Genomic DNA, 22,554 nt, shown 5'->3' on the forward strand with positions numbered 1-22,554 from the left:
GTGGAGGTCAAGATCGGCGTGCAGTACGCCCCGCGCGAGCTGGTGCTGGAGAGCGCACAGACGCCGGCCGAGGTCGAGCAGGCCGTGACCGAGGCGATGGCCAAGGACAGCGTTCTCACTCTGACCGACGAGAAGGGCCGGAAGGTGATCGTCCCGATCGCCAAGGTGGCCTACGTCGAGATCGCCGAGAAGTCCGAACGGCCGTTCGGCTTCACGACGCGGTAACAGCGCGCGACGAAACGGCAGGGAACTCCGCTCCGGGGTGCCCTGCCGTTTCTATACAGCACCGTCACCTTCGCCCTGAGGTGCGCAATCTCCCGGTCGGGTAGACTCGTTTCGTCGCCGTCGACGTCGGCTCGTCAATTCGAGTCGCCGCGGCGACGCGCGTGCGGCCCGCGAGCATCTCGCGTGTGGCCCGCGCCCTACCCAGACCGCGCCCAGGACTTCGACGGGCGCACCACGAGAGGCACCCGTAGAACTTCATGAGCGACATTGAGAACAACGAAACAGAGCCGGCCCTGGTCCCGGTGCTCACCCGCGCGCCCGTGCGCGCAGACAGCCCCACCTTCGCCGAGCTCGGCGTCCGCGCCGAGACCGTCGAGGCGCTCGCCGCCGCCGGCATCACCCGCGCGTTCGCGATCCAGGAGTACGCCCTCCCCATCGCCCTGCGCGGCACCGACCTGATCGGCCAGGCGCCCACCGGCACCGGCAAGACCCTCGGCTTCGGCCTGCCCCTGCTCGAGCGGGTGCTCGCGCCCAGCGAGGGCGCCGACGGGCAGCCGCAGGCGCTCATCGTCGTACCGACCCGCGAGCTCGGCCTCCAGGTCGCCCGTGACCTGGCCGCCGCGGGCAGCACCCGCGGCGTCCGCGTGCTGCCGATCTACGGCGGTGTCGCCTACGAGCCGCAGGTCGAGACCCTGAAGAAGGGCATCGAGATCCTGGTCGGCACCCCCGGCCGCCTGCTCGACCTGGCCAAGCAGAAGCACCTGAAGCTCAGCTCGATCAAGGCCCTGGTGCTGGACGAGGCCGACCGGATGCTCGACCTCGGCTTCCTCGAGGACGTCGAGAAGATCCTGGCCATGCTCCCCGAGCAGCGCCAGACGATGCTCTTCTCGGCGACGATGCCGGACCCGATCGTCGCGCTGAGCCGCCGCTTCCTGCACCACCCGGTGACCATCCACGCCGGCCACACCTCGGAGAGCGGCCCGTCGCCGCTGACCAAGCAGGTCGTCTACCGCACCCACCCGCTGAACAAGCTGGAGATGGTCGCCCGCATCCTCCAGGCCCGCGAGCGCGGCCTGACCATGATCTTCACGCGGACCAAGCGGGCCGCGGACCGGGTCGCCGAGGATCTCGACTTCCGCGGGTTCGCGGTGGCCGCGGTGCACGGGGACCTGGGACAGGGCGCGCGCGAGCGTGCACTGCGCGCGTTCCGCTCCGGGAAGATCGACGTGCTGGTGGCCACCGACGTCGCCGCGCGCGGCCTGGACGTCTCCGGCGTCACCCACGTCATCAACTACGACTGCCCGGAGGACCCGGACACCTACACGCACCGCATCGGCCGCACCGGCCGCGCGGGCGCGACGGGCGTCGCGGTGACCTTCGTGGACTGGGAGGACATGCCGCGCTGGGTGCTCATCGACAAGTCGATGGGCCTCAACATGCCGCAGCCCCCGGAGACCTACCACACCTCCGAGGCGCTCTACTCCGACCTGGACATCCCGACCGACGTCTCCGGCACGCTGCCGACCGCGGTGCGCACCCGGGTCGGCCTGTCGGCCGAGATCGAAGAGGACCTGGGCGGCACCCGGCGTCGCGGCAGCCGCGACGGCGGCCGTGACTCGGCCCGCGGCCGGGGCCGCACCGAGCGGTCCCGGGGACCGCGCCGCGACGACGCGCGCACCGAGGCCGCCGAGCCGGCGCCGACGGACGACCCGGCAGGCGACGGGCCGCGCCGGCAGCGCCGCCGGCGCCGCGGCGGCGACCCGGTGGCGGCGGGCGAGGGCACGACGACGACCCCGCTCTTCTCGGACGGCTCGGAGGCGATCTCCGCGACTTCCTCGGACGGGCCCGACGCGGCCGGCGACGACGCAGGCGATGGCCCGGGCGAGTCCGACGCGGCGGGCCGGCCGCGCCGGCGCCGTCGGCGCGGTGGCCGCGGCAACCGTGCCGCGGGCGGCTCCGCCGAGGGCGGCGATGGCGGCGAGGGCGCACCCGCCGACGTCTCCGGCGGCTCCGAGGACTGACACCCGCTCCGGGCGTGCCCGGCGGGATCACCCGTCGGGCATTCCCGTTGCCGAGTGTTCGGACCGACAGCCGCGGGGCCGGCCTTTTCACGAGGCGGCGCTGACCCCACCGGTCAGCCCCAGGACACAGCCTTTCACCGTGACCGGGGCGGCATTCCCGGCGGCGGTCGACGGCTCGGACACCGTCGGGCCGGGTCAAGCTCAGAGCGAGCCGTGGTCCGGCTCAGAGCGAGCCGTGGTCCGGCTAGAACCGGCGGGCCCGGCTCAGAGCCGCTCAGAGCGGGCCGTGGTCCGGCTCAGTGCCGCTCAGTGCGTCGGATCCAGGCCGAGGGCGGCGCAGGCGCGCCGGTACATGCTTACCGCCTCCAGGCGGACCTGGCGGCGCTCGGTCAGGTGCTCGCTGAACGGGATGCGTACCGGGACCGCGATGCCGTTCACCGTCGCGTCGAAGTCCATCCCGTCGGCGTCCATACCCGACATCCGGGCCGCGCTCGCGGCCTCGATGCCGCCCAGGCCACGGACGATCAGCACGTTGTCGTCGGCGTGGTCGTCGTTCATGTGGCGGGCGATCTGCGCCACCACCTCCGGGGTGAAGGTCATTGCCAGCGCTCCTTCAGCTCACGCAGCACCGCGATGTTCAGCCGATAGGCCTCGGCAACCTCGGCGAGGAAGTTCTCCTCATCGTCGGGGGTGAATGCGACCTGGTCGAGCAATTCGCGGTAACGGGTGCGGAAGGCCGGCGGCGAGACGCCCTCGAAGACGAAGAACCGGTGGCCCGCGCCGTCGAGGCCGTACGCCTTGGCGATCGCCGGGCCCAGGTACTGCCCGCCCGAGAGGTCGCCCAGGTACCGGGTGTAGTGGTGCGCGATGAAGGCCCACGGGCGATCGAAGGACACCGCGCGCAGCCGGGCGCAGTACTCCGAGGTCGCGGGGAGCGGCGTGCGCCGCGGCCGCGGGCCGAGCAGGGTCTCCAGGTCGTCCGTCAGCGCCGGCAGCCGGGTCAGCTCGGGGAAGACGAAGGCGCCGGCGACCGGATCGTCGGCCATCACGGCGGCCGCCTGTTCGAGCGACTCGTAGATGAACCAGTGCTGCGCGGCCAGGTCGGCGTAGGCCAGCCTCGGCAGGCGGCCCGCGGCCAGGGCGTCGAGGAAGCCGCTGCCCTGCGCCGCGTCATGATCCATCCGCGTTCCGGCACGCAGCCGGACGGAGAGCGCCTCCGTGGGCGGGTCGGCCAACGTCATCGCAGCACCTCCGGTTTAGTTAGGTAAGCCTAACAAACCGGCCCGGCTTTGTGGATCATCAATTTCGGCGGGGCAGAATGGTGGGATGCCCCAACCACTGGACGCCGTCCTCGCCGAGGTGCGTGGCCTGCTGCTCGACCCCGCCCTCACGCGCGCGGTCGCGGCCGGCAAGCGCCGCGGCCACACACCCTCGGTCAACCGGGCCGAGCTCCGGCCGGTCGCGCTCAAGGGCGGGAACCGGTTGCAGATCGTCACCGATGACGGCTCCCGGCCGTACACCCGCAACGTCGCTCCCGGCGCCGAGGCGGCGGCCGCGATCGACGCCCTGCTCGCGGAGCCGTTCGGAAACTGGCACGTGGAGACGGCCGAGACCACGGTGCAGGTGCGGATCACGAAGAAGGGTGACGCGCAGGTGCACCGGGCCGCGACCGCCGGGCCCGCGACCACCCAGGGTCACGACCGGGCCAAGCAGTGGCTGCTGGATCCCGGTGACCCGCTCTTCACGGTGGTGGGCGGGACGGCCGCCAAGCGGCGGCAGGTCGACGCCTTCCTGCGCGCGCTGGCGGCGACGCTGCCCGACGAGCTGCCGGACCTGCTGAGGGTCGTCGACCTGGGTTGCGGAAACGCCTACCTGACCTTCGCGGCGTACCGCTACCTGGCGGACCGCGGCGTGCGGGTCCGGGTCGTCGGCGTCGACGTGCGCGAGGATCAGCGGGTGCGCAACTCGGCCGTCGCCGAGCGGCTGGGCTGCGGGGACGCGGTGACGTTCGTCGCCGGCACGATCGAGGACGCCGTCGTCGACGAGGCGCCCGACCTGGTGCTGGCCCTGCACGCCTGCGACACCGCGACGGATCAGGCGCTGGCCCGGGCGGTGAGCTGGGGCGCCCGGTGGGTGCTGGCAGCGCCCTGCTGCCACCACGACATCGCCGCGCAGCTCAAGGGCAACCCGGCCCCGCCGCCGTACGGTGAGATCGTCCGCCACGCGATCCTGCGTGAGCGCTTCGCGGACGTGCTCACCGACTCGCTGCGCTCGGCCCTGCTGCGCCTGCGCGGCTACCGGGTGGAGGTCGTGGAGTTCGTGGACTCGGCGCACACGCCGCGCAATCTGTTGCTGCGGGCCAGGCTGACCGGCGCGGCGCCGGCCGAGGGTCAGCGCGCCGAGTACGACGCGCTGACCGCTCAGTGGGGCGTGACGCCGGCGCTGGAGAAGCTGCTCACCTGACGACGGTGGTGAACGCAGCGGTGTGCACCCGGCCCGCCACCTGGAAGTCGAAGAACATCCGGTAGCGGCCGGGGCCCGGCGCGGTGAGCCAGAACCTGACGGCCCCGTCGACGAGCCGCGGCTCCGGGTGCACGTGCACGTAGCCGACGTCGCCCTCGCGGAACACCACCAGGTGCCCGAAGGCGCCCAGGTAGGGCTCCAGCGCGGCGGCTCCGCCGCCCGGCCCGGTCACCGTCATGAGCAGCGGCTGGGTGACGCCCGTCTGCGGCTGCCCCGCGTACGAGATGGTGAAGCCGTCGGTGGTCGCCCGGGTCGCGGGCGCGGGAAGCGCGACCGGGGTGAAGTTGCCGGCGACCGTGAGGTCGACGCCGAGCGTGACCGGGGTCTGCCGGCCGCCGACGATCGCGGTGAAGTCGGCGATCGCCCGGTAGCTTCCCGGCGCCGCAAGGGTGAGGTCGATGCTCCAGGTGCCGTCGGGCGCCATGGCCGGGTGCAGGTGCTGGAACCCGCTGAGATCCCGGCGCACGACGACGAGGTGCAGCGCCTTGTCGTGCACCACGGCGTACGTGGTGACGGGCGCGCCGGCCGCGACGATCCGGAAGCGGAACGGCTGCCGCCGCCCGGCCTGGAACGCGGTCGTCGCGGGCGTGAGGGTGAGGCCGGAGGCGGTGACCGCGAGGCCGCCGACGGCCTCGGCGGTGGGCGCCCCGCCCGCGACATCGGTGACCGTGCCGTCCGCGTTGTGCACGTGCGGCGGCGCGCCGGTGTCGTCGTGCGGCGTGGGGCCGGCGGCAGCGGGCGGCGCGGCGTCGTGGCCGTGGCCGGCGGTGGCCGCCGGGACGGGGACGGGCGCGGCCGCCGCCCGCTCGACGGAGTTGTTGAGGCGGCCGATGCCGTAGCCCGCGAAGAGGACCACCACGAGGAGCGCGCCGAACGCGGCGAGGCGGAAGGCCACGCGCTCGGATCGCGGCTCCCGGGGCGCCTGCTCGAGCGTGTCAGGCATCGGCGAGCTCGTAGCCGGCCTCGTCGACCGCGGTGCGCACCGCGTCGTCGGTCAGCGGGGCCTCGCTGGTCACGGTGACGGCACCGGATCCGAGATCGACCTGGACGCTCGTCACGCCGGGCAGCTCGGCGATCTCGCTGGTGACGGCCTGGACGCAGTGCGTGCAGGTCATCCCGGTCACGGTGTATGTGGTGGTGACTGGCATTGCTCTTCCTCCGGCGTTGCTCAGGAACGGACCAGGCGGGCGATGGCGTCCGACGCCTCTTTGACCTTGGCGGTCGGATCGCCGGCGCGCGCGGCGTCGACGACGCAGTGCGCCAGGTGGTCCTCGAGCAGGCCGACGGCGACGGCCTGCAGGGCACTCTTGGCGGCGGAGATCTGAGTGAGGACGTCGATGCAGTAAGTGTCCTCGTCGACCATCCGTTGCAGCCCCCGGATCTGGCCCTCGATGCGCCGCAGGCGGCCGAGCAGCGCGGCCTTGTCGCCCGAGTAGCCGTGCGGGCCGGGATGTTCGTGGTCGGTGGTCATGACCGCCAGCATACCCCCCACCCGTATTGAAGCCGGCGAGCCACGCGCGTGGCTTTTATTCCTTTTGTCTCGTTAAGGGTTCTGTGTCGTTTACCCTGACCGCCCAGAAGATCATTGTCGCGCTCCTGCCGGTGCTGCTGCTCGCGGGTCTCGCCCCCGAAGCCGCGCACGGAGTCGACCGCCCCACCGCCGCCGAGCTGGACAACCGGATCGGGGCGGCGGCCCGGAAGCTCGAGGTGATGGTCGAGCGGTACAACGACGCGCGGGAGGACCTGCACGCCACCAGGATGCAGACCAAGCACCTGGGTGGTCAGCTCGGCCCGATGACGCGCGACCTGGCGCGGCGGCAGAAGCTGATGGGCGGGCTGGTCTCGCGGACCTACCAGCGCACCCGCAGCGGCCCGACGATCGCGCTCTTCGCGGCCGACGAGCCGCACATGTTCGTGGACAAGCTGCTCGTGCTGCACCAGCTCGCCACCGAGGAGCAGCGGGCCGCCACCGAGCTGCGCGAGGCCAGGACCAGGGTCTTCAAGACCCGCAAGATGCTCAACGCGCTCGCGGATCAGCAGCGCCGGCAGCAGCTGCGCCTGCGCGTGGGGCAGGCGACGGTCGAGGGCGAGATCGCGGCCCTCAAGCAGATGCGGGCGATCGCCTACGCCGGCGGGTCCCGGTTCGGCCCCGACGAGAACATTCCGATGCCGGAGTTCATCCCGGGACGCGCGGGCAGGGCGGTGGCGTTCGCGTTCGGTCAGCTCGGCAAGCCCTACCGGTGGGGCGCGGCGGGGCCGAACTCCTACGACTGCTCGGGGCTGACCCTGGCGGCCTGGGACGCGGCCGGGGTGGGGCTGCCGCACAACGCCGCGCGGCAGTACCGCGCCGTGACGCACGTGAGCAGATCCGACCTGCGGCCGGGCGATCTGGTGTTCTTCTACGGCCCGATCAGCCACGTCGGCGTCTACATCGGCAGCGACAAGATGATCCACTCACCGGAGTACGGCGAGAACGTCCGCGTCTCCAGCATCGACACCCAGCCCATCCACGGATTCGGCCGCCCGACCTGACCGCGACCACCACGCCACAAGCCTCACCCGGCCGGTGGGCCTCAGCCGGCGACGGCCAGGGCGAAGGGTAGGACGCCCGGGGCGCCCGCCCGGCGTAGCGCGCGGCCGGCCAGGACCATCGTCCAGCCCGAGTCGCTGAGGTCGTCGACCAGCAGGACCGGGCCGCCGAGGCCAGCGAGCTGCTCGGCCACCTCCGGCGGCACCGTGAACGCGTCGTGCAGGGCCAGGACCCGCTGGGCGCTGTTGCCGCGGTGGCCGGTGTCGGCCGCCGCGTGGGTGGAGGTCAGCGTCCCCAGCATCGGCAGCCTGCCCACCGTCGCGATGCGGTCCGCGATGCTGGCCACCAGCGCCGGTCGCCGGTGCGAGCCGACGGAGACCACCGCCGCCGGGCGCTGCTCCCAGGCGTCGTCGCCGTGCGCCCAGGCCTTGAGCACCTCGACCACCGCGGCCGCCAGGTCGTCCGGCAGCGGGCCGTCCGGCGCGTCCGGCCCGACCAGGCCCCGGAGCCGGCCACCCCAGCCGAGGTCGGACAGCCGGCCGACCGCGCGGCCCGGTCGGATCTGCTCGGCCGGACCGATCTTGCCTTTCACCGGGACGCCGACCGCGGCCAGGCCCGTCGGCCAGAGCTTCTTCGGGGAGATGTCCACGCCGGCGTGGCCCAGGAACGTCCGGGCCGCGGTCAGCGACGCCGGGGACACCTCCGCGTCGAACATCGGGTCGGCGCAGGTGTCGCAGCGGCCGCAGGCCTTGGCCTCCGGGTCGTCGAGGCAGCGGCGCAGGAACTCCATCCGGCAGCCGTCCGTCGCCGCGTAGTCGAGCATGGTCTGCTGCTCCGCCGTGCGGGCCTGCGCGACCCGGCGCAGCCGGGCCGTGTCGTAGGTCCACGGCTCGCCGGTGACGGTCCAGCCACCGCGGGTGCGGCGGACCGCGCCGTCCACGTCGAGGACCTTCAGCATCAGCTCGAGGCGGGCCCGGCGCAGGTCCACAATGGGCTCCAGCGCCTGCGTGGACAGCGGGCGGTCGGGCGGCAGCGCCGCCAGCACGGCGCGGACCTGATCCTCCGGCGGGAAGGCCAGCGAGGCGAAGTAGCGCCAGATCGCGGCGTCCTCGGCGCCGGGCAGCAGCACGACCTCGGCGTGCTCGACGGCGCGGCCCGCGCGGCCCACCTGCTGGTAATAAGCGATCGGGGACGGCGGGGCGCCGAGGTGCACGACGAAGCCCAGGTCCGGCTTGTCGAAGCCCATCCCCAGCGCGGACGTTGCCACCAGCGCCTTGATCTTGTTGTCGAGGAGGTCCTGCTCCGCGGCCCGGCGCGCGGAGTCCTCGACCTGGCCGGTGTAGGACGCGACCGGGAAGCCGCGCGAGCGCAGGAACTCCGCCGTCTCCGTCGCGGCGGCGACCGTCAGCGTGTAGATGATGCCGGAGCCCGGGAACCTCTCGAGGTGGTCGGCGAGCCAGGCCAGCCGGTGCGCGGGGTTGGGCAGGTCCAGCACGGCCAGGCGCAGCGAGTCGCGCTCGAGCGCGCCGCGCAGGACCAGGGCGTCGCCGAGCTGCTCGGCGACGTCGGCGGTGACCCGGGCGTTGGCCGTTGCCGTGGTCGCGAGCACCGGGGTGCGGCCCGGCAGCCCGGCCAGGAAGGTGCGCAGCCGCCGGTAGTCCGGGCGGAAGTCGTGGCCCCAGTCGGAGACGCAGTGCGCCTCGTCGACCACGAGCAGGCCCGTGCTCGCGGCGAGCCCGGGCAGCACATTGTCGCGGAAGTCGGGGTTGTTGAGCCGCTCGGGGCTGATCAGCAGGACGTCGACCTCGCCGTTGCGGATCTCGGCGGTGATCTCGCTCCACTCGTCGAGGTTGGCCGAGTTGATCGTGCGGGCCCGGATGCCCGCGCGGGCGGCCGCCTCGACCTGGTTGCGCATCAGGGCCAGCAGCGGCGAGACGATCACGGTCGGGCCGGCGGGCGGGTCGCCGGCCTCGGCGGTGATCCCGTCGCGCAGCAGGGCGGTGGCGACGAAGTAGACCGCCGACTTGCCCCAGCCGGTGCGCTGCACGCAGAGCACCCGGCGCCGGTCGACGACCAGGGCCTCGATGGCGCGCCACTGGTCCTCGCGCAGCACCGCGTCAGCGCCGGCGAGGCGGCGCAGCACCTCCTCGGCGCACTCGCGCACGCCCAGCCGCTCGGCCTCGCTCATGTCCCGCCGCATATCCGCCACGCCAGCATGTCTACCAGCCCGCACCGACAGACTTGCGGCACCGGGCGTCAGCGGCCCAGCACCGAGCCGCCGTTCACGTTGATGATCTGGCCAGTCACGAAGCCGCCGCCGGGGCCGACCAGCCAGCGGACCGCCTCGGCGATGTCGTCCGGCACGCCGGCCCGCTTCACCAGGGTCGCCGCGACCCGCTGCGCGTGGCCCTCCTCAGTCATGCGGCCGTCGAAGAACTCGCTGTCCGTCACGTAGCCGGGCGAGATGACGTTCGCCGTGATGCCCTCGGGGCTCAGCCGGGTCGCCAGGTCCAGCACGTAGCCGTGCAGCGCCGCCTTCGCCGCCGAGTACGGCCCGCCGCCGCCACGCTGCGCCGCGATCGAACTGGTCAGGACGATCCGCCCGCCCGGGCGCCGCAGCAGGGGCAGCAGCGCGTCCGTGAGCAGGACGGCCGTGATGACGTTCGAGTCGAAGTTCGCCCGCCAGCGCGCCGCAACGCCCTGCGGCGTCGAGTCGTCACCGCCGATGTACGCGCCCGCGTTGTTGATCACGACGTCCACCGCGCGGCCGGCGACCGCCTCCACCACGGCGTCGGCCTGCCCCGGTTCCGCGAGGTCGGCCCGGACCGCGGTCGCCTGCGGGCCGATCCACTTCACGGCGTCGGCAAGCACGTCCGGGCGCCGCCCGACGATGATGACGTCGTAGCCCTCCCCCGCCAGCATCCCCGCCGTCGCCCGGCCGATTCCCGTGCCGCCCCCGCTGACCACCGCAAGCCTCGTCATGTCGCCGACTCTAGCCAGCGGAACCGGCGGCCGCGGGCCGCACGCGCACCGACCACCGGCGTACCGGCGGCACCGCTCAGATCGTGACGGAGAAGCCCGCCGTCGGCGGATCCTTGCGCGGCTCCGGCGTCTGCGCCGGGGCCGGGGCGAGGTTGCCGACGGGCTTCTTCGGCGGCCGCGGCGAGGGCGTCGACTCGGCCGGCTTCCGGGACGAGGCCGGGGGCGCGGGGCCGTTGTCCGCCGTCTCGGGCGTCAGCACGGCGCCGAGCACCTCGGCCCGGCACTTGTGCCCGTTGAGCCGGAAGGCAAACGGCAGCGGGTTGCTGTCCCGGTAGCTACCGCTCAGCACGATGGTGTCGGAGCGGCCGGGCCGCAGGTCCCTGCCCTCCCGGGCCTCCAGCATCAGCTTGCGGCCGCGCTGGCTGAGCCGCTTCGGCGAGTCGGTGAGCCGCTGCCCGCCCGCGAAGGCGAACTCCAGCCGCCACCCGGACAGCACGTGCTCGCCGGTGTTGATCACCGTGACCTGCGCGCCGAAGTCCGTACCCGTGTCGTGCTGGACGCGGTAGCGGACCTTACACCCGCTGCCGCGCGGCGCGACCGCGTTCGGCCCGGCGCCCGCCGCCGCGGCCTGTGCGGTGCCGACGTCGACCGGTTCGCGGCTGGACGACCAGGCAAGGCCGAGGGTCGCGGCCAGGACGACGGTGGCGACCCCCGCCTGGAGACGATGCCGGCCGGCCAGGACGGCGGCATCGAGCCGGCCGCCGCGGAACAGCTCGCGTACCAGGCCGCCCCGGAACGGCCCGCCGGCCCGACGCGACGCGGCGCGCGGCGGCGAGCCGGTGGCCCGGCGCGGCGCGGGACGCGGCGCCGGGTGCGGCGACGGGCGCGGCACCGGGCGCGGCGACGGGCGCGGCGTGGCCTCGCGGGCCGCCACCGGCGGGATGATCGGCTGCATCCCGACCAGGGCGGCCAGCGTCACGGCGACCTCGGCGGCGTCCGGGCGCTGCCCGGGCTCCTTGGCCAGGCAGCGCCGGCACAGGTCCGCGACCTCCGGCGGCAGGCCGGGCAGCGACGGTACGGGCTCGGGATCCGCGAACAGGTGCGCCCGCAGCGCCTCGGTCGTGTTGCCGGCCGGCCACGGGAACCGCCCGGTGAGCGTGCGGTACAGCAGCAGGCCGAGGGCGTACACGTCGGTCGCGGGCGACACCGGGCTGCCGCTGAGCCGCTCGGGCGCGAGGTATGCGGGCGTGCCGAGCAGGCTGCCGTCCGCCGCGGCGTCCCGCTGCCCGATCAGGGCCGAGATGCCGAAGTCGACCACCTTGGCCCCTGTGCCGGTGAGCATGACGTTGGCCGGGGTCACGTCGCGGTGCACGACGCCCCGGGCGTGCGCGGAGGCCAGCGCCGACGCCACCTCGGCCACCATGATCACCGCTTCGCGCCACGGGAGCGAGCCCTGCCGGTGCAGCCGGACGGAGACCGACTCGCCGTCGTTGAGCTCCATCACCACGTACGGGACGGTGAGGTTCTCGTCGAGCGGGGACTCGCCGAAGTCGAAGATCCCGGTGATGTGCGGGTGGCACAGCCGGGCCGCGGCCAGCGCCTCCTGGCGCAGCCGGTCGCGGAACAGCGAATCGGTGGCGAGCTGCGGGGATAGCACCTTGACCGCGACGGCCCGGCCGAGGATCTCGTCGTGCGCGCGCCACACGACGGACATCCCGCCGGTGCCGAGCCGCTCTATCAGGCGGTATCGATTGCCGACAAGGCCACCTCGTCTGCCGGTCGCCAGCCACCCCATGAGCCGATTGTTGCCCCGCGCACCGCCCTCTCACCCGGGGTCCCGGAAAACACCTCCGGCGGTCACGGCGGTCTGACCGGCGCAACGCTCTTTGTCCGGAATCACCCCGCCAACAGTTGATCCACCGGCGCGTAGTCGTCGGTCAGCACCCGGGCGCCGCCGACGAAGTCGTCCAGCCGGGCGCCGGAGATCAGCTCCACCGGCTCGTCGACCAGCTCGAGGCGGCCGCGGATCTCGTCAAGCGCCAGCGGCGACCGCGACGCCACGATCACGAAGTTGGACCCGGTCTCGCCGTCGAGGGCAGCCTGCGGCGCGACGAGCGCGACGTGCGGAAAGACGGACGCGACCGTGGCCACCTCGGCCCGGATGAAGCGGCCCGGCGGGTAGTCGATGACGTTCTGGGCGTAGACGCCGTCCGCGCGCAGCACCCGCGAGATGTCGGCGGCCATCTCCCGGGTGGCGAGGTGCCACGGGACCACCAGGTGCCCGAACGCGTCGCCGACCACGAGGTCGTACGCGCCGGCCCGCTGCGCGGCGAGCCCCACCCGCGCGTCGCCGACCCGCACCCGCAGCCCCGGCCCGGTGCGGAGGCCGAGTTCGCGCCGGTCGAGTTCGACCAGGCCGCCGTCGAGCTCGAGGACGAGCTGGTCGCTGCCGGGCCGGGTCTCGGCGACGTATCCCGGCACGGTGAATCCGCCCCCGCCCAGGTGCAGGGCGTCGATCGGGGCGCCGCCGGCCTTGGCGACGTCGACGAGCGCGCCGAGCCACTGCACGTACGCGAACTCCAGGTGCCGGGGGTCGTTCAGGTCGACGTACGAGTGCCGCGCCGAGTTGAGGATCAGCGTCCGCCCGCCCGGCCTGGCCGGATCGGCGTCGACCCGCGCGCAGTGATAGGCGGTCTCGATGTCGCACGGCGTCGGCGCCGACGCGCCCAGCCCGGCGCCGAACAGCCCGATGGTGACCACCACGGCCCGGGTCCGCGGCCGGCCCGGCAGGGTCAGCCCCGGTGTGGTGCGGCGCAGCCACCAGCCGAGCCCGAAGCCGGCGAGGGCCAGCACCCCGGCGAGGGTCAGCACGATCCAGCTGCTCGGCATCGCCGCGACGAGGACGAAGCCGGTGCCGAGGGTGGCGGTGATCGCGCCGAGCGTACCGAAGCTGGAGAGCCGGCCGACCACCTCGCCGGTCCGGCGCAGGTCGCCGAGCTGGAGCTTCACCGTCAGCGGCGTGATCGTGGAGAGCAGGAACGCGGGCAGGAAGACGGCCATGGCGGCCAGCAGCAGCACCGCCGGGGCCGCGCCGCCGCGCATGATCTCGCCGCCCCAGCGGACCAGCGGGAGGGTGCCCGCGGTGGTGATCGCGGCGAGGAGCAGCGCCGGGGCGAGGAGCACCCGGGGGTCGAGCCGGTCGGCGAGCCGGCCGCCGAGCCACGTGCCGTACGCGATCGCGGCCAGCGATATCCCGATGACCGAGCTGCTCACCTGTAGCGTCACGCCGACATAGGGCCCGACCAGCCGCAGCGCGACGATCTCCAGGACCAGCACCGCGCCGCTGGCGAAGAACACCAGCCCGGTCGCGAGTCCGGACGGCAGCGCACGCGGCGGGGAGGTCTCCATCGCGCGGATGCTACCGGCGCACGCCTTAAATGACGGAAAGGTGCACGTGGTTGGTGTGCGTGGCAGAGGGACCGCCCGAGCCGCTGTATGCCCGCCAGCCCGTGCCCGGCGACCAGATCTGCCGGAACCAGATCACGTAGAGCACGCCCAGTCGCGACGCGTTCTTGACGAAGTAGGCGGCCAGGCTGTTGCCGTAGGTCCGGTCGCCGCCGGAGGCGTTGACGTTCTCGAAGCCACCGGCCGCCGCGGAGAAGTCGCAGGCCCGTCCCTTGGGATGCTCGCCGGACGAGCGCTCGCTGAAGCACGAGGTGTACCGCTTGAAGTTGGCCGCCCTGGACTGCTGGTAGGAGTTGAGCAGCCGCGGCGTGATGCAGCCGGAGGTGGTGGGGTCGTTGATCGTGCAGGACTCCTTGGGCCAGGAGCCGTCGGAGTTGCGCGGCGCGGCCTTGGCCAGCGGCGAGTTCGCGTTGATGAAGCCGCCGGCGACGGCGCCTCCGCCGACGCTGGCCAGCGCCTGCTCGGCCTGCTCCTTCTTCTTGGCCATGACCGTGACCTGCTTCTTCTGCTCCTTGATCTCCAGGTCGATCGCATTCTTCGCCTGCTCGGTCGTGGCGACCGCGTCCTGGTAGCCGGTCAGGGCCTTGCCGTCGACCTGTGCCATCTGGTCGAGGCGCAGCGCCCGCTCCATGAACGCGTCCGGCGAGGTGCTGTTGATCAGCAGCGTCATCGTGTTGAAGCGGCCCTGCCGGTAGGCACGGTTGGCGATCTCGCCGACCCGGGTCTCCAGCGCCGCCGCCCGCACCTTGGCCTGCTTGAGCGTCTCGCCGAGCTGGACCTGACGCTTCTTGGAGTTGTCGAGCTTGTTCTTGGCCTCGATGTGGCCCTTGGCGGCCGACTCGAGGGCCGCGCGAAGGGTCTTCGTCCCGCCCTCTTTGTCGGGTTCCGCATGCGCGGCCGGCGCGGCGACGACGAGCACGGCCACCGCAGCGAGCAGTGCCAGGACAGGCTGGAGCCGGCGCAGGAGAGTCGCCGCCACGGTCTACCTCCCAAGTCGTGAGCGCGGTGACTCTACCTCGCCTTGGGTGATATCTACAGCTCGGTCAAGTCGCCGAGTATCCACCGTCGACGAAGAGTGTTTGGCCTGTCACCGCAGCGCTAGCACCACTCGCCAGATAAACGGCACAACCGGCGAAATCGGCCGGTACGCCATTTCGGCCGATCATCGTGCGGCGGGCGTGCGCGGCCACCTTCTCCGGGTCGGCGAAGACCGGCTCGGTCAGCGGGGTGTGCACGACACCCGGTGCCACCGCGTTGCAGCAGACGCCGCGCGCCGACCACGCCTCCGCCTGCGATCTGGTCAGCGCCACCAGGCCGGCCTTGGCCACGCCGTACGCGCCGCTGTTGCCGTACGCCCGGAAGGCCTGCTGGGAGACGACGTTGATGATCCGGCCCCGGCCCCGCGCCGCCATCGCCGGCGCGAAGGCCTGCCCCAGCAGGAACGGCGCGGTCAGGTTGGCGGCGAGGGTGACGTCCCAGTCGTCGTCGGTCAGCTCGTCCATCGGCGGCCGCCGGTTCACCGCCGCCGCGTTGACCAGCACGTCCGGGTCCCCGTACGGCGAGACGATCCTGTCGATCGCGGCGGTGAGCGCCGCGCGGTCGGCGAGGTCCGCGGCGACCGTCGCGACCCGCACGCCGTCGGCCGCCAGCTCCGCGGCGGTCTCCGCCAGCGGCCCGGGTCGCCGCGCGACCAGGACGATCCGGGCGCCCGCCCGGCCGAGCGCACCCGCCATCGCGCGGCCGATCCCGGAGCTGCCGCCCGTCACGACGGCGGTCAGGCCGGTCAGGCCGAAGAGCTCCTCGAGGTACGCGGACACGGCGTCAGGCGAGGAGCGCGGCGTGGACGGTCGCCCAGACGTCCTCGTTCGCCGCGACCAGCAGGCCGCGCTCGGAGTCCGTCGGGCGGTACGGCGAGCCGTCGAGGTGCAGCACCGTGCCGCCCGCCTCGGAGACGATCAGCGCGCCCGGCACGTGGTCCCACGGCAGGATCCGCCAGAACGTCGCGAACTGCTGCACGTCGGCGACGACCGCCACGTACTCGTAGCCGGCGCAGTGACGCCCGCGGGTCACCGTGCCGAGCGCGCCCATGCCCCGCTCCATGCGCGCCCGCACGTCGTCGGGGAAGTAGCTGCGGGAGACCGCGCCGCTCAGCGCGCTCGCGGGCGGGTCGTCGGTGCGGACCTTGACCCGCAGGCCGTCCGTGTACGCCCCGCTGCCGGCCTCGGCGACGGTCATCCGGTCGTCGACCACGTCCAGGATCCAGCCCGCGGCCGGCTCACCGTCGCGCAGCAGGGCGACCATCACGGCGAACGGCGTCTTGCCCGCGGCGAAGTTGTTGGTGCCGTCGACCGGGTCCACGATCCAGAGGGCACCGGCGTCGCCGACCCGGCCCAGCACGCCGGGGTCGGCCGCCACGGCCTCCTCGCCGACGACCTGCGAGCCGGGCAGCAGCGCGGTCAGCCCCGCCGTCAGCGCCCGCTCGGCCTCCTGATCGGCGATGGTGACCAGGTCGCCGGGCGACTTCTGGTGGATCTCGGCGTCGCTGAGGTGCCGCCACCGGGGCAGCACCTCGGTCTGCGCCACCTCGCGGATCAGCGAGGTCGCGCGGTCGATCAGGTCATCACGCACGCGGCGGCAGCTTCACGACGGTGACGAAGAACTCGTCGATCTGGCGGATCACCGCGATGAAGCGCTCGAAGTCGACCGGCTTGGTCACGTACGCGTTCGCGTGCAACTGGTAGCTGCGCAGGATGTCCTCGTCCGCCGCCGACGTGGTCAGCACAACCACCGGGATGCGGCACAGCTCGTCGTCCTTCTTGATCTCCTCGAGCACCTCGCGCCCGTCGCGGCGCGGCAGGTTGAGGTCGAGCAGGATCAGGTCGGGGCGCACCGAGTTCTCATATGGAGCCTCGCGGCGCAGATAGGAGAGCGCCGCCGCGCCGTCGGAGACGACGGTGAGCCGGTTGCGGACCTTGTGCTCCTCGAACGCCTCCTGGGTCATCAGCACGTCGCCGGGGTCGTCCTCGACGAGCAGCACCTCGATGGGCGTGCCGTCCTGACGAATGGCACCGGTCACGATGAGCCCCCTTTCGCAGCTTCCTGTGGCTCGCGCACCGGGACACCGGCCAGCAGCGGCAGGGTGAAGTAGATCGAGGCACCCTCGGCGACGTCATGATCGAGCCAAATCCGTCCACCATGGTATTCGACGATCTTCTTGACGATGGCCAGCCCGATGCCGGTGCCCTCGTAGGCGTCCCGGGCGTGCAGCCGCTGGAAGATCACGAAGACCTTGTCGGCGAACTCCGCCTCGATGCCGATGCCGTTGTCGCGGACGTTGATCCGCCACTCCTGCTCCTGAAGCTCCGCGGAGACGGTGACGACCGGCGGCACGCCGGGCCGGCGGAACTTCAGCGAGTTGCCGATCAGGTTGACGAAGAGCGTGGTGAGCAGCGGCTCCTCGCCCTCCACCGTCGGCAGGCCGGCCCAGACGATCTCCGCGTCCGCGCCGCCCCGCCCCTCCAGCTGCGACCTGACCTCGGTGAGCACCCGGTCCAGGTCGACGTCCGTGAAGCCCGCGGTGAGCCGCCCGATCCGGGAGAACGCCAGCAGGTCATTGATCAGTTGCTGCATCCGCTGCGCGCCGTCCACCGCGAAGCCGATGTACTGGTCGGCGCGCTCGTCCAGCTTGCCCGCGTACCGGCGCTGTAGCAGCTGGCAGAAGCTGGCCACCTTGCGGAGCGGCTCCTGGAGGTCGTGCGAGGCGACGTAGGCGAACTGCTCGAGGTCGCGGTTGGAGCGGGTCAGCTCCTCCGCCTGCACCTTGAGCTGCTCGTTGACCCACTCGATCTGCCGGCGCGCCTCGCGTACCTCGGACAGCTCGGCGGAGATCTGCCGGCGCATCCCGTCGACGTCGGCGGCCAGCGTGCGCAGCTCGGGCGAGCCCTCGCTGGTGATGGCCCGGTCGTAGTCGCCGCGGGCGACCTCGCGGACCTGCTCGGCCAGGTCGGTGACCGGCCGGGTGACCAGGCGGTCGAGCAGCAGCAGCAGCGCGGCACCGGCGAGGATCACCACGACCGCGGCGAAGACCTCGAGGCCGACGAGGACCGAGCCCGTGCGCTTGGCGTCGTCGGCGGACTTCTGGCGGACGATCAGGATCTCGGCCTGTAGGTCGCTGATCGAGGCCCGCAGCGCGTCGAACTCCCTGGTGCCGGCCGCGTCGACAAGCGCCTGGCCGGCCTCGGGGCCCTGCGCGCGAACGGTGTTGATCAACGGGTCGGCGACGGCGGCCCGCCAGAGGCCCGCCCGTTGCCGCACCAGCGCCAGCCCCGCGCTGATCCTGGGGTCGGCCGTACCGTCCTCCTCGTTGAACTTCTCGATCTCGGAGAGGAGCCGCTCCTGGGCGGCCAGCCCGTCCGTGTACGGCCTGAGATTGCCCTCGTTGCCGCTGATCGCGAAACCGCGGACCCCGGTCTCCTGGTCGACGGCCGCGGTGCTGAGCCTCTCGCCGGCAGCCCGCATCGGGGTGGTCGTGTTGAGGATGACGTCGATCTGCTCGTTGCTGCTCGCCGCGGTGATCGCGGCGAAAACGCCGAGCACGGTGAGCATCAGGCCGACGGCGAGACAGAGTGCGACCACCCGCCGGCGCAGTGTCCAGGTACGCACGCTGAGCAGGGTCATCGACCGCCTCCACGGGAGATCAGCAGCATGGCGACGTCGTCGGCAAGCGGGCCGCCGTTGCCCTCCTCGGCCCGGCCGACCAGCCAGGCCGGCAGCGCCGCGAGCGGAACACCCTTCGCGGCCGGCCGGCCGAGCAGTCCGCAGAGGCCGTCCACGTCGAGGCGTTCGTCGCCGGCGCCGGTGCGCCCCTCGATCAGCCCGTCGGTGTACATCAGCAGGGACCAGTCGCCGCCGGGGAACTCCACCTCGGTCGCCGGCGTCGGTGCCGGCCGGACACCCAGGACGATGCCCCGGCGTGCGTCCACCGGCTCGGCCCGGTCGCCGGTGAGCAGCACCGGGGGCGGGTGGCCGGCCACCCGCACGGTGGCCCGGTTGCCGGCGAGGTCGATGACGGCCGACGCGACCGTGGCGAAGACCTCGCGGGCCCGGCGCTCGCTCATCAGCACCTGCTCCAGGGCGCCGAGGACCTGATCCTCCGGTACGCCGCCGAGCACCAGCGCCCGCCAGGCCACCCGGAGCTCGACGCCCAGCGCCGCCTCGTCCACGCTGTGCCCGCAGACGTCGCCGACGATCACGTGCAGCCGGTCCTCGCCGATCTGCACCACGTCGAAGAAGTCGCCGCCGAGCAGGCCCATCGCCCGCCCGGAGCGGTAGAACGTGTGCACCGCGACCTCGGTGGTCTGCATCAGCGGCTGCGGCAGCAGGCCGCGCTCGAGGCGCGCGGACTCGGCCTGGCGCAGCTCCACCTCGCGCAGCCGCCGCGCGTTCTCGTCCGCGCGCTTGCGCTCGACCGCGTAGCGCAGCGCCCGGATCAGCAGGACGCCGTCGACCTGGCCCTTGACCAGGTAGTCCTGCGCTCCCTCGGCCACGGCCGCCACGCCGAGGTGCTCGTCGGAGCGCCCGGTGAGCACGCACACCGCGGCGCCGCCGGCCACCGAGAGCAGGCTGCGCAGCCCCTCGATGCCCTCGGCGTCGGGCAGGCCCAGGTCGAGCAGGACGCACTGCACGCCGTGCATCAGCGGCCGGGCCTCGCGCAGGCTGGTCGCCACCTGGAGGTCGAAGGACGCGCCGGCCTCGGCGAGCAGCTCGCGGACCAGGAACGCGTCGCCCTCGTCGTCCTCGACGAGCAGGATGCGCAGCCGCTCCGGGGCCGTCAGCGCGGTCGGCGAGCCGGCGAGAGAACGCTCCATCAACGCGCCACCCCGCACGGCAGGGCAACGACGGCACCGGCGCGGCGGGGACGCTTGATGGCTCGACTCCTTCGGGCGGGACCCGCTGATAGTCCACCACACGCTGCGGGTACACAACACCGGCCGCCGATGCCGGGCGGGGTACTCACCCAGGCGGCCCGTACGAGGGATCCGCGGCGACCCGGCGGGCGTGCTCGGCGATCACCGCGCCGAGGATCCCGTGCAGCCGGCCGCAGTCGCGGCAGTGCAGATTCTCGTCGAGGCTCCGGCTGCCGCACGAGCTACAGGTACCCCGGTCGTCGGGATCCCGGTACGCCTCCAGCGCCCGGCACATCGCCCGGACGACATGGTCGCTGACCTGGAACGTCGCCTCCCCCAACGCGGTGCGCAGGCCGATGACGGCGACGGGGCCGGTGTCGGGCACGGGGTCGTAGCAGGCAACGCGTTCGATGAACTCGGCGAACACGGCTGGGGGGTCGAGCGGGACGGTCACTGGACAAAGCTATGCCACCAGCCCCAACGATCATCGGGGTACCCGGTCCGGGCCGCAGGCGCTTAGATGTCAAACGTGAACGAACCCCGGATCGTGGCCGCCTCGCGCGCCCTGGCACGCCCCCCTCGGCGGGCGCTGACCGCCCTGGCCACAGTCCTGGCGCTCGCGGTGGTCGCGGCGCTGGCGTGGCAGTCCGTGCGGCCGCCCGCGGCCCGCCCGGCCGGCGCGCCCGCCTCCGACTTCAGCGCGGGCCGGGCGTTCGAGCGGGTCCAGGCGATCGCCACCGGGCCGCACGTGGCCGGCAGCGCGGCCAACTCGGCGGTCCGCGACCAGGTGCTCGCCGCCCTGCGCGCCGCCGGACTCACCGCCGAGGTGCAGGACACCACGTCGGTGCAGGGCGGCGAGTTGTCCTCCAGCGCCGGCGGCACGGGCCTGGCCCGGGTCCGCAACGTCGTGGCGCTGCTGCCGGGCACCGCGTCGACCGGACGGATCTTCCTGGTCGCGCACTACGACTCGGCGCAGACCGGGCCGGGCGGCAACGACGACGCGGCCGGCACCGCGACCGTGCTGGAGGCGGCGCGCGCCCTGGCCGGCGGGCCGCGCCTGCGCAACGACGTCGTCTTCGTGCTGACCGACGCCGAGGAGGCCTGCCTCTGCGGCGCGCAGGCCTTCGTCGAGCAGCATCCGCTGGCGCAGGGCGGCGGCGTGGTGCTCAACCTGGAGGCCCGCGGCAGCAGCGGCCCGGCGATCATGTTCGAGACGGCGGCGGACAACGCGGCCCTGGTCGGCGCGTTCGCGAAGGCGCCGAAGCCGGTGGGCACCTCGTTCGCGGTCGAGATCTACCGGCGGCTGCCGAACGACACGGACTTCACGGCGTTTCGCGAGCGGGGCTTCACGGGGCTGAACACCGCGTACATCGACGGCGCGGCGGTGTACCACGCGCCGACCGACACGCCGTCCGCGATGGATACCGACAGCCTGCAACACCTCGGCGACAACACGCTGGCGCTGGCCCGCGACCTGGGCGACCGCGACCTGGCCGGGCTGAGGTCCGGCGCGGACGCCACCTACTTCCCGGTGCCGGGCGGGCTCGCCGTCTACCCCGGCGCGCTGACCTGGCCGCTGGCCGCGCTGGCGCTGCTGGCCGAGCTCGCCCTGGCCTGGCTGGCCCGGCGCCGCGGCCTGGCCGGCACAGGCCGGCTCGCGGCGGGCTTCGGCCTGGCCCTGGTGCCGATCGTCGTGGTACCGGTGCTGGCCCAGCTCCTCTGGGCGCTGCTCAAGGTCATCCGTCCGGGGTACGCCGAGCTGCCCATCGACCCGTACCGCCCGTTCTGGTACAGGCTGGCGATCCTGGCGCTGGCCGCCCTCGTCGTCTTCGCCTGGTACGCGCTGCTGCGCCGCCGGCTGGGCCCGGCGGCGCTGGCGATCGGCGGCCTGGGCTGGCTGGCGGTGCTCGGGCTGGTGCTTGCCGCGTTCGCGCCCGGCGGGTCGTACCTGACGGCCCTGCCGGCCCTGGCGGGCGCGCTCGCCGGCATCGCCGCCGTGTTCCTGCGCGGCTGGTGGCCGGTGGTGGCGCTGGCGCTGGGCGCGGCGGTCGCGATCATCGTGCTGCTCCCGACCGTGATCATGTTCTTCCCGGCGCTCGGCCTGAACCTCGCGGCCTCCGGCGCGTTCATCGCCACCCTGCTGGGGCTCGCCCTCCTTCCGGTGATCGACCTGCTGCACCCGGAGGCGGGCGGCCAGCGTGGCATGGTCGCCGCCCGCGCCCGCCGGCTGGGCGCGCTGCCGGCGCTGGCGGCGGCGGTTGCCGTGCTGGCCTGCACCGCGACGGGCCTGGTCGTGGACCGCTTCGACGCGGCACACCCCGCGCCGACCCACCTCATGTACGCCCTGGACACCGACACCAACGAGGCGCTCTGGCTCAGCGCCGAGGCCTCGCCGCAGCAGTGGACCTCGCAGTACGTGTTCGGCCCGGCGGCGACCGTCACCGCGACCCTGCCGGCGTTCGGCGCCGAGAAGCTGCTCGCCGGGCCGGCTCAGGCCGCGACGCTGCCCGCGCCGCTGCTGACCAAGGTGGCCGACTCGACCGCCGGCGACCTGCGCACGGTCCGGCTGCGGCTGGCGCCGCAACGCCCGGTCCGGCTGGTCACCCTGCACGTCGGCGCCGAGACGACGGTCACGGCGGCCACCGCCGGCGGCCGGCCCGTCCCGACGGACCGGACCGCGGGCGGCCCGTGGGGGTTCGGCTTCGTCTTCCACGCGCCGCCGGCGGACGGCGTGGAGATCACCATGACGGTACGCGGCACGGCGCCGCTGAAGATCCGCGTCATGGACGCCAGCGACGGCCTCTCCACCCTCCCGGGCTTCAAGCCCCGCCCGGCCGACGTGGGGATCACCGGCTCACACAGCTCCGAGATGCTGGCGGTGGCGCACACGTACACCCTCTGA

Annotated in this window: 21 protein-coding genes; 5 read left to right on the forward strand and 16 right to left on the reverse strand. The window is 73.5% G+C overall.

The genetic code is table 11. The annotated features are described in order from the left end of the window. Both BJ971_RS35840 and BJ971_RS35845 read left to right on the forward strand, forming a co-directional pair. A complete protein-coding gene (locus tag BJ971_RS35840) occupies positions 1–225 on the forward strand; it encodes a DUF3107 domain-containing protein (protein ID WP_184997738.1) in 225 nt (74 codons plus the stop codon). 257 nt (positions 226–482) lie between these two features. Continuing rightward, positions 483–2,246, forward strand: coding sequence for a DEAD/DEAH box helicase (locus BJ971_RS35845; protein ID WP_184997739.1), 1,764 nt, complete (start codon positions 483–485; stop codon positions 2,244–2,246). Between the two features lie 306 nt (positions 2,247–2,552). Here the strand turns inward: BJ971_RS35845 and BJ971_RS35850 are convergent, their stop codons facing one another. Both BJ971_RS35850 and BJ971_RS35855 read right to left on the reverse strand, forming a co-directional pair. Next, complete coding sequence (locus BJ971_RS35850) at positions 2,553–2,846, reverse strand: DUF2470 domain-containing protein (protein ID WP_184997740.1); 294 nt, start codon at positions 2,844–2,846, stop codon at positions 2,553–2,555. Then, positions 2,843–3,487, reverse strand: a complete 645-nt coding sequence (locus BJ971_RS35855; RefSeq protein WP_184997741.1) for a biliverdin-producing heme oxygenase — start codon at positions 3,485–3,487, stop codon at positions 2,843–2,845. Before BJ971_RS35855 ends, BJ971_RS35850 begins: the two co-directional genes overlap by 4 nt. Positions 3,488–3,572: 85 nt before the next feature. Here BJ971_RS35855 and BJ971_RS35860 point away from each other — a divergent pair, with 85 nt between their 5' ends. Beyond that, a complete protein-coding gene (locus BJ971_RS35860; RefSeq protein ID WP_184997742.1) occupies positions 3,573–4,709 on the forward strand; it encodes a class I SAM-dependent methyltransferase in 1,137 nt (378 codons plus the stop codon). Here BJ971_RS35860 and BJ971_RS35865 read toward each other — a convergent pair. The 3 genes from BJ971_RS35865 to BJ971_RS35875 are packed head-to-tail and all read right to left on the reverse strand — an operon-like array spanning position 4,702 to position 6,240. Continuing rightward, positions 4,702–5,712 carry a DUF8832 domain-containing protein gene (locus BJ971_RS35865; RefSeq protein ID WP_184997743.1) on the reverse strand — a complete coding sequence of 337 codons (1,011 nt, stop codon included), beginning with the start codon at positions 5,710–5,712 and terminating at the stop codon, positions 4,702–4,704. The genes BJ971_RS35860 and BJ971_RS35865 overlap by 8 nt on opposite strands. Beyond that, the gene (locus BJ971_RS35870; RefSeq protein WP_184997744.1) at positions 5,705–5,917 is read right to left on the reverse strand and encodes a heavy-metal-associated domain-containing protein; all 213 of its coding nucleotides are present in this window, start codon (positions 5,915–5,917) and stop codon (positions 5,705–5,707) included. Before BJ971_RS35870 ends, BJ971_RS35865 begins: the two co-directional genes overlap by 8 nt. Before the next feature lie 20 nt (positions 5,918–5,937). Further along, entirely contained in the window at positions 5,938–6,240 is a 303-nt protein-coding gene (locus BJ971_RS35875) for a metal-sensitive transcriptional regulator (protein ID WP_239087630.1), read from the reverse strand. 83 nt (positions 6,241–6,323) lie between these two features. On the opposite strand from BJ971_RS35875, the gene BJ971_RS42395 reads away from it, so the two are divergent. Continuing rightward, entirely contained in the window at positions 6,324–7,301 is a 978-nt protein-coding gene (locus BJ971_RS42395) for a C40 family peptidase (protein WP_184997745.1), read from the forward strand. Positions 7,302–7,342: 41 nt separating this feature from the next. On the opposite strand, the gene BJ971_RS35885 is transcribed toward BJ971_RS42395, so the two are convergent. The 11 genes from BJ971_RS35885 to BJ971_RS35935 form a co-directional block, all read right to left on the reverse strand. Then, positions 7,343–9,487 carry a RecQ family ATP-dependent DNA helicase gene (locus tag BJ971_RS35885; protein WP_184997746.1) on the reverse strand — a complete coding sequence of 715 codons (2,145 nt, stop codon included), beginning with the start codon at positions 9,485–9,487 and terminating at the stop codon, positions 7,343–7,345. Positions 9,488–9,555: 68 nt separating this feature from the next. Beyond that, positions 9,556–10,281: an SDR family NAD(P)-dependent oxidoreductase gene (locus tag BJ971_RS35890; RefSeq protein WP_184997747.1), complete on the reverse strand. Its 726-nt coding sequence runs from the start codon at positions 10,279–10,281 to the stop codon at positions 9,556–9,558. A gap of 76 nt (positions 10,282–10,357) precedes the next feature. Continuing rightward, positions 10,358–12,076, reverse strand: coding sequence for a serine/threonine-protein kinase (locus tag BJ971_RS35895; protein WP_184997748.1), 1,719 nt, complete (start codon positions 12,074–12,076; stop codon positions 10,358–10,360). Positions 12,077–12,177: 101 nt separating this feature from the next. After that, positions 12,178–13,689 (reverse strand): fused MFS/spermidine synthase, encoded by a 1,512-nt coding sequence (locus BJ971_RS35900; protein ID WP_184997749.1) that lies wholly within the window; start codon positions 13,687–13,689, stop codon positions 12,178–12,180. A 25-nt stretch (positions 13,690–13,714) separates the two neighbouring features. Further along, positions 13,715–14,725, reverse strand: a complete 1,011-nt coding sequence (locus BJ971_RS35905) for a coiled-coil domain-containing protein (RefSeq protein ID WP_184997750.1) — start codon at positions 14,723–14,725, stop codon at positions 13,715–13,717. Positions 14,726–14,789: 64 nt separating this feature from the next. Beyond that, entirely contained in the window at positions 14,790–15,563 is a 774-nt protein-coding gene (locus BJ971_RS35910) for an SDR family NAD(P)-dependent oxidoreductase (protein ID WP_184997751.1), read from the reverse strand. Positions 15,564–15,567: 4 nt separating this feature from the next. Continuing rightward, positions 15,568–16,374: an inositol monophosphatase family protein gene (locus BJ971_RS35915; RefSeq protein ID WP_239087631.1), complete on the reverse strand. Its 807-nt coding sequence runs from the start codon at positions 16,372–16,374 to the stop codon at positions 15,568–15,570. Beyond that, on the reverse strand, positions 16,367–16,822 hold the full coding sequence (locus tag BJ971_RS35920; RefSeq protein ID WP_184997752.1) for a response regulator: 456 nt from the start codon (positions 16,820–16,822) through the stop codon (positions 16,367–16,369). Before BJ971_RS35920 ends, BJ971_RS35915 begins: the two co-directional genes overlap by 8 nt. Beyond that, positions 16,819–18,423, reverse strand: a complete 1,605-nt coding sequence (locus BJ971_RS35925) for a sensor histidine kinase (protein WP_184997753.1) — start codon at positions 18,421–18,423, stop codon at positions 16,819–16,821. Before BJ971_RS35925 ends, BJ971_RS35920 begins: the two co-directional genes overlap by 4 nt. Then, positions 18,420–19,613 (reverse strand): PP2C family protein-serine/threonine phosphatase, encoded by a 1,194-nt coding sequence (locus BJ971_RS35930; protein ID WP_184997754.1) that lies wholly within the window; start codon positions 19,611–19,613, stop codon positions 18,420–18,422. The genes BJ971_RS35925 and BJ971_RS35930 overlap by 4 nt, the downstream gene beginning before the upstream one ends. Before the next feature lie 145 nt (positions 19,614–19,758). Then, positions 19,759–20,106, reverse strand: a complete 348-nt coding sequence (locus BJ971_RS35935; protein ID WP_184997755.1) for a hypothetical protein — start codon at positions 20,104–20,106, stop codon at positions 19,759–19,761. Between the two features lie 66 nt (positions 20,107–20,172). On the opposite strand from BJ971_RS35935, the gene BJ971_RS35940 reads away from it, so the two are divergent. Then, positions 20,173–22,554: a M28 family peptidase gene (locus BJ971_RS35940; protein ID WP_184997756.1), complete on the forward strand. Its 2,382-nt coding sequence runs from the start codon at positions 20,173–20,175 to the stop codon at positions 22,552–22,554.

Origin of the sequence: Amorphoplanes digitatis (genome assembly GCF_014205335.1) — a bacterium.
Classification (GTDB): Bacteria; Actinomycetota; Actinomycetes; order Mycobacteriales; family Micromonosporaceae; genus Actinoplanes; species Actinoplanes digitatus.

What these genes read in the sequence shown, in the direction of transcription:
- BJ971_RS35845 (WP_184997739.1), top strand. Translation starts at nt 483, where the DNA reads ATGAGCGACATTGAGAACAACGAAACAGAGCCGGCCCTGGTCCCGGTG.
- BJ971_RS35850 (WP_184997740.1), bottom strand. Translation starts at nt 2,846, where the DNA reads ATGACCTTCACCCCGGAGGTGGTGGCGCAGATCGCCCGCCACATGAAC.
- BJ971_RS35855 (WP_184997741.1), bottom strand. Translation starts at nt 3,487, where the DNA reads ATGACGTTGGCCGACCCGCCCACGGAGGCGCTCTCCGTCCGGCTGCGT.
- BJ971_RS35860 (WP_184997742.1), top strand. Translation starts at nt 3,573, where the DNA reads ATGCCCCAACCACTGGACGCCGTCCTCGCCGAGGTGCGTGGCCTGCTG.
- BJ971_RS35865 (WP_184997743.1), bottom strand. Translation starts at nt 5,712, where the DNA reads ATGCCTGACACGCTCGAGCAGGCGCCCCGGGAGCCGCGATCCGAGCGC.
- BJ971_RS35870 (WP_184997744.1), bottom strand. Translation starts at nt 5,917, where the DNA reads ATGCCAGTCACCACCACATACACCGTGACCGGGATGACCTGCACGCAC.
- BJ971_RS35875 (WP_239087630.1), bottom strand. Translation starts at nt 6,240, where the DNA reads ATGACCACCGACCACGAACATCCCGGCCCGCACGGCTACTCGGGCGAC.
- BJ971_RS35885 (WP_184997746.1), bottom strand. Translation starts at nt 9,487, where the DNA reads ATGAGCGAGGCCGAGCGGCTGGGCGTGCGCGAGTGCGCCGAGGAGGTG.
- BJ971_RS35890 (WP_184997747.1), bottom strand. Translation starts at nt 10,281, where the DNA reads ATGACGAGGCTTGCGGTGGTCAGCGGGGGCGGCACGGGAATCGGCCGG.
- BJ971_RS35895 (WP_184997748.1), bottom strand. Translation starts at nt 12,076, where the DNA reads ATGGGGTGGCTGGCGACCGGCAGACGAGGTGGCCTTGTCGGCAATCGA.
- BJ971_RS35900 (WP_184997749.1), bottom strand. Translation starts at nt 13,689, where the DNA reads ATGGAGACCTCCCCGCCGCGTGCGCTGCCGTCCGGACTCGCGACCGGG.
- BJ971_RS35925 (WP_184997753.1), bottom strand. Translation starts at nt 18,423, where the DNA reads ATGACCCTGCTCAGCGTGCGTACCTGGACACTGCGCCGGCGGGTGGTC.
- BJ971_RS35930 (WP_184997754.1), bottom strand. Translation starts at nt 19,613, where the DNA reads ATGGAGCGTTCTCTCGCCGGCTCGCCGACCGCGCTGACGGCCCCGGAG.
- BJ971_RS35940 (WP_184997756.1), top strand. Translation starts at nt 20,173, where the DNA reads ATGTCAAACGTGAACGAACCCCGGATCGTGGCCGCCTCGCGCGCCCTG.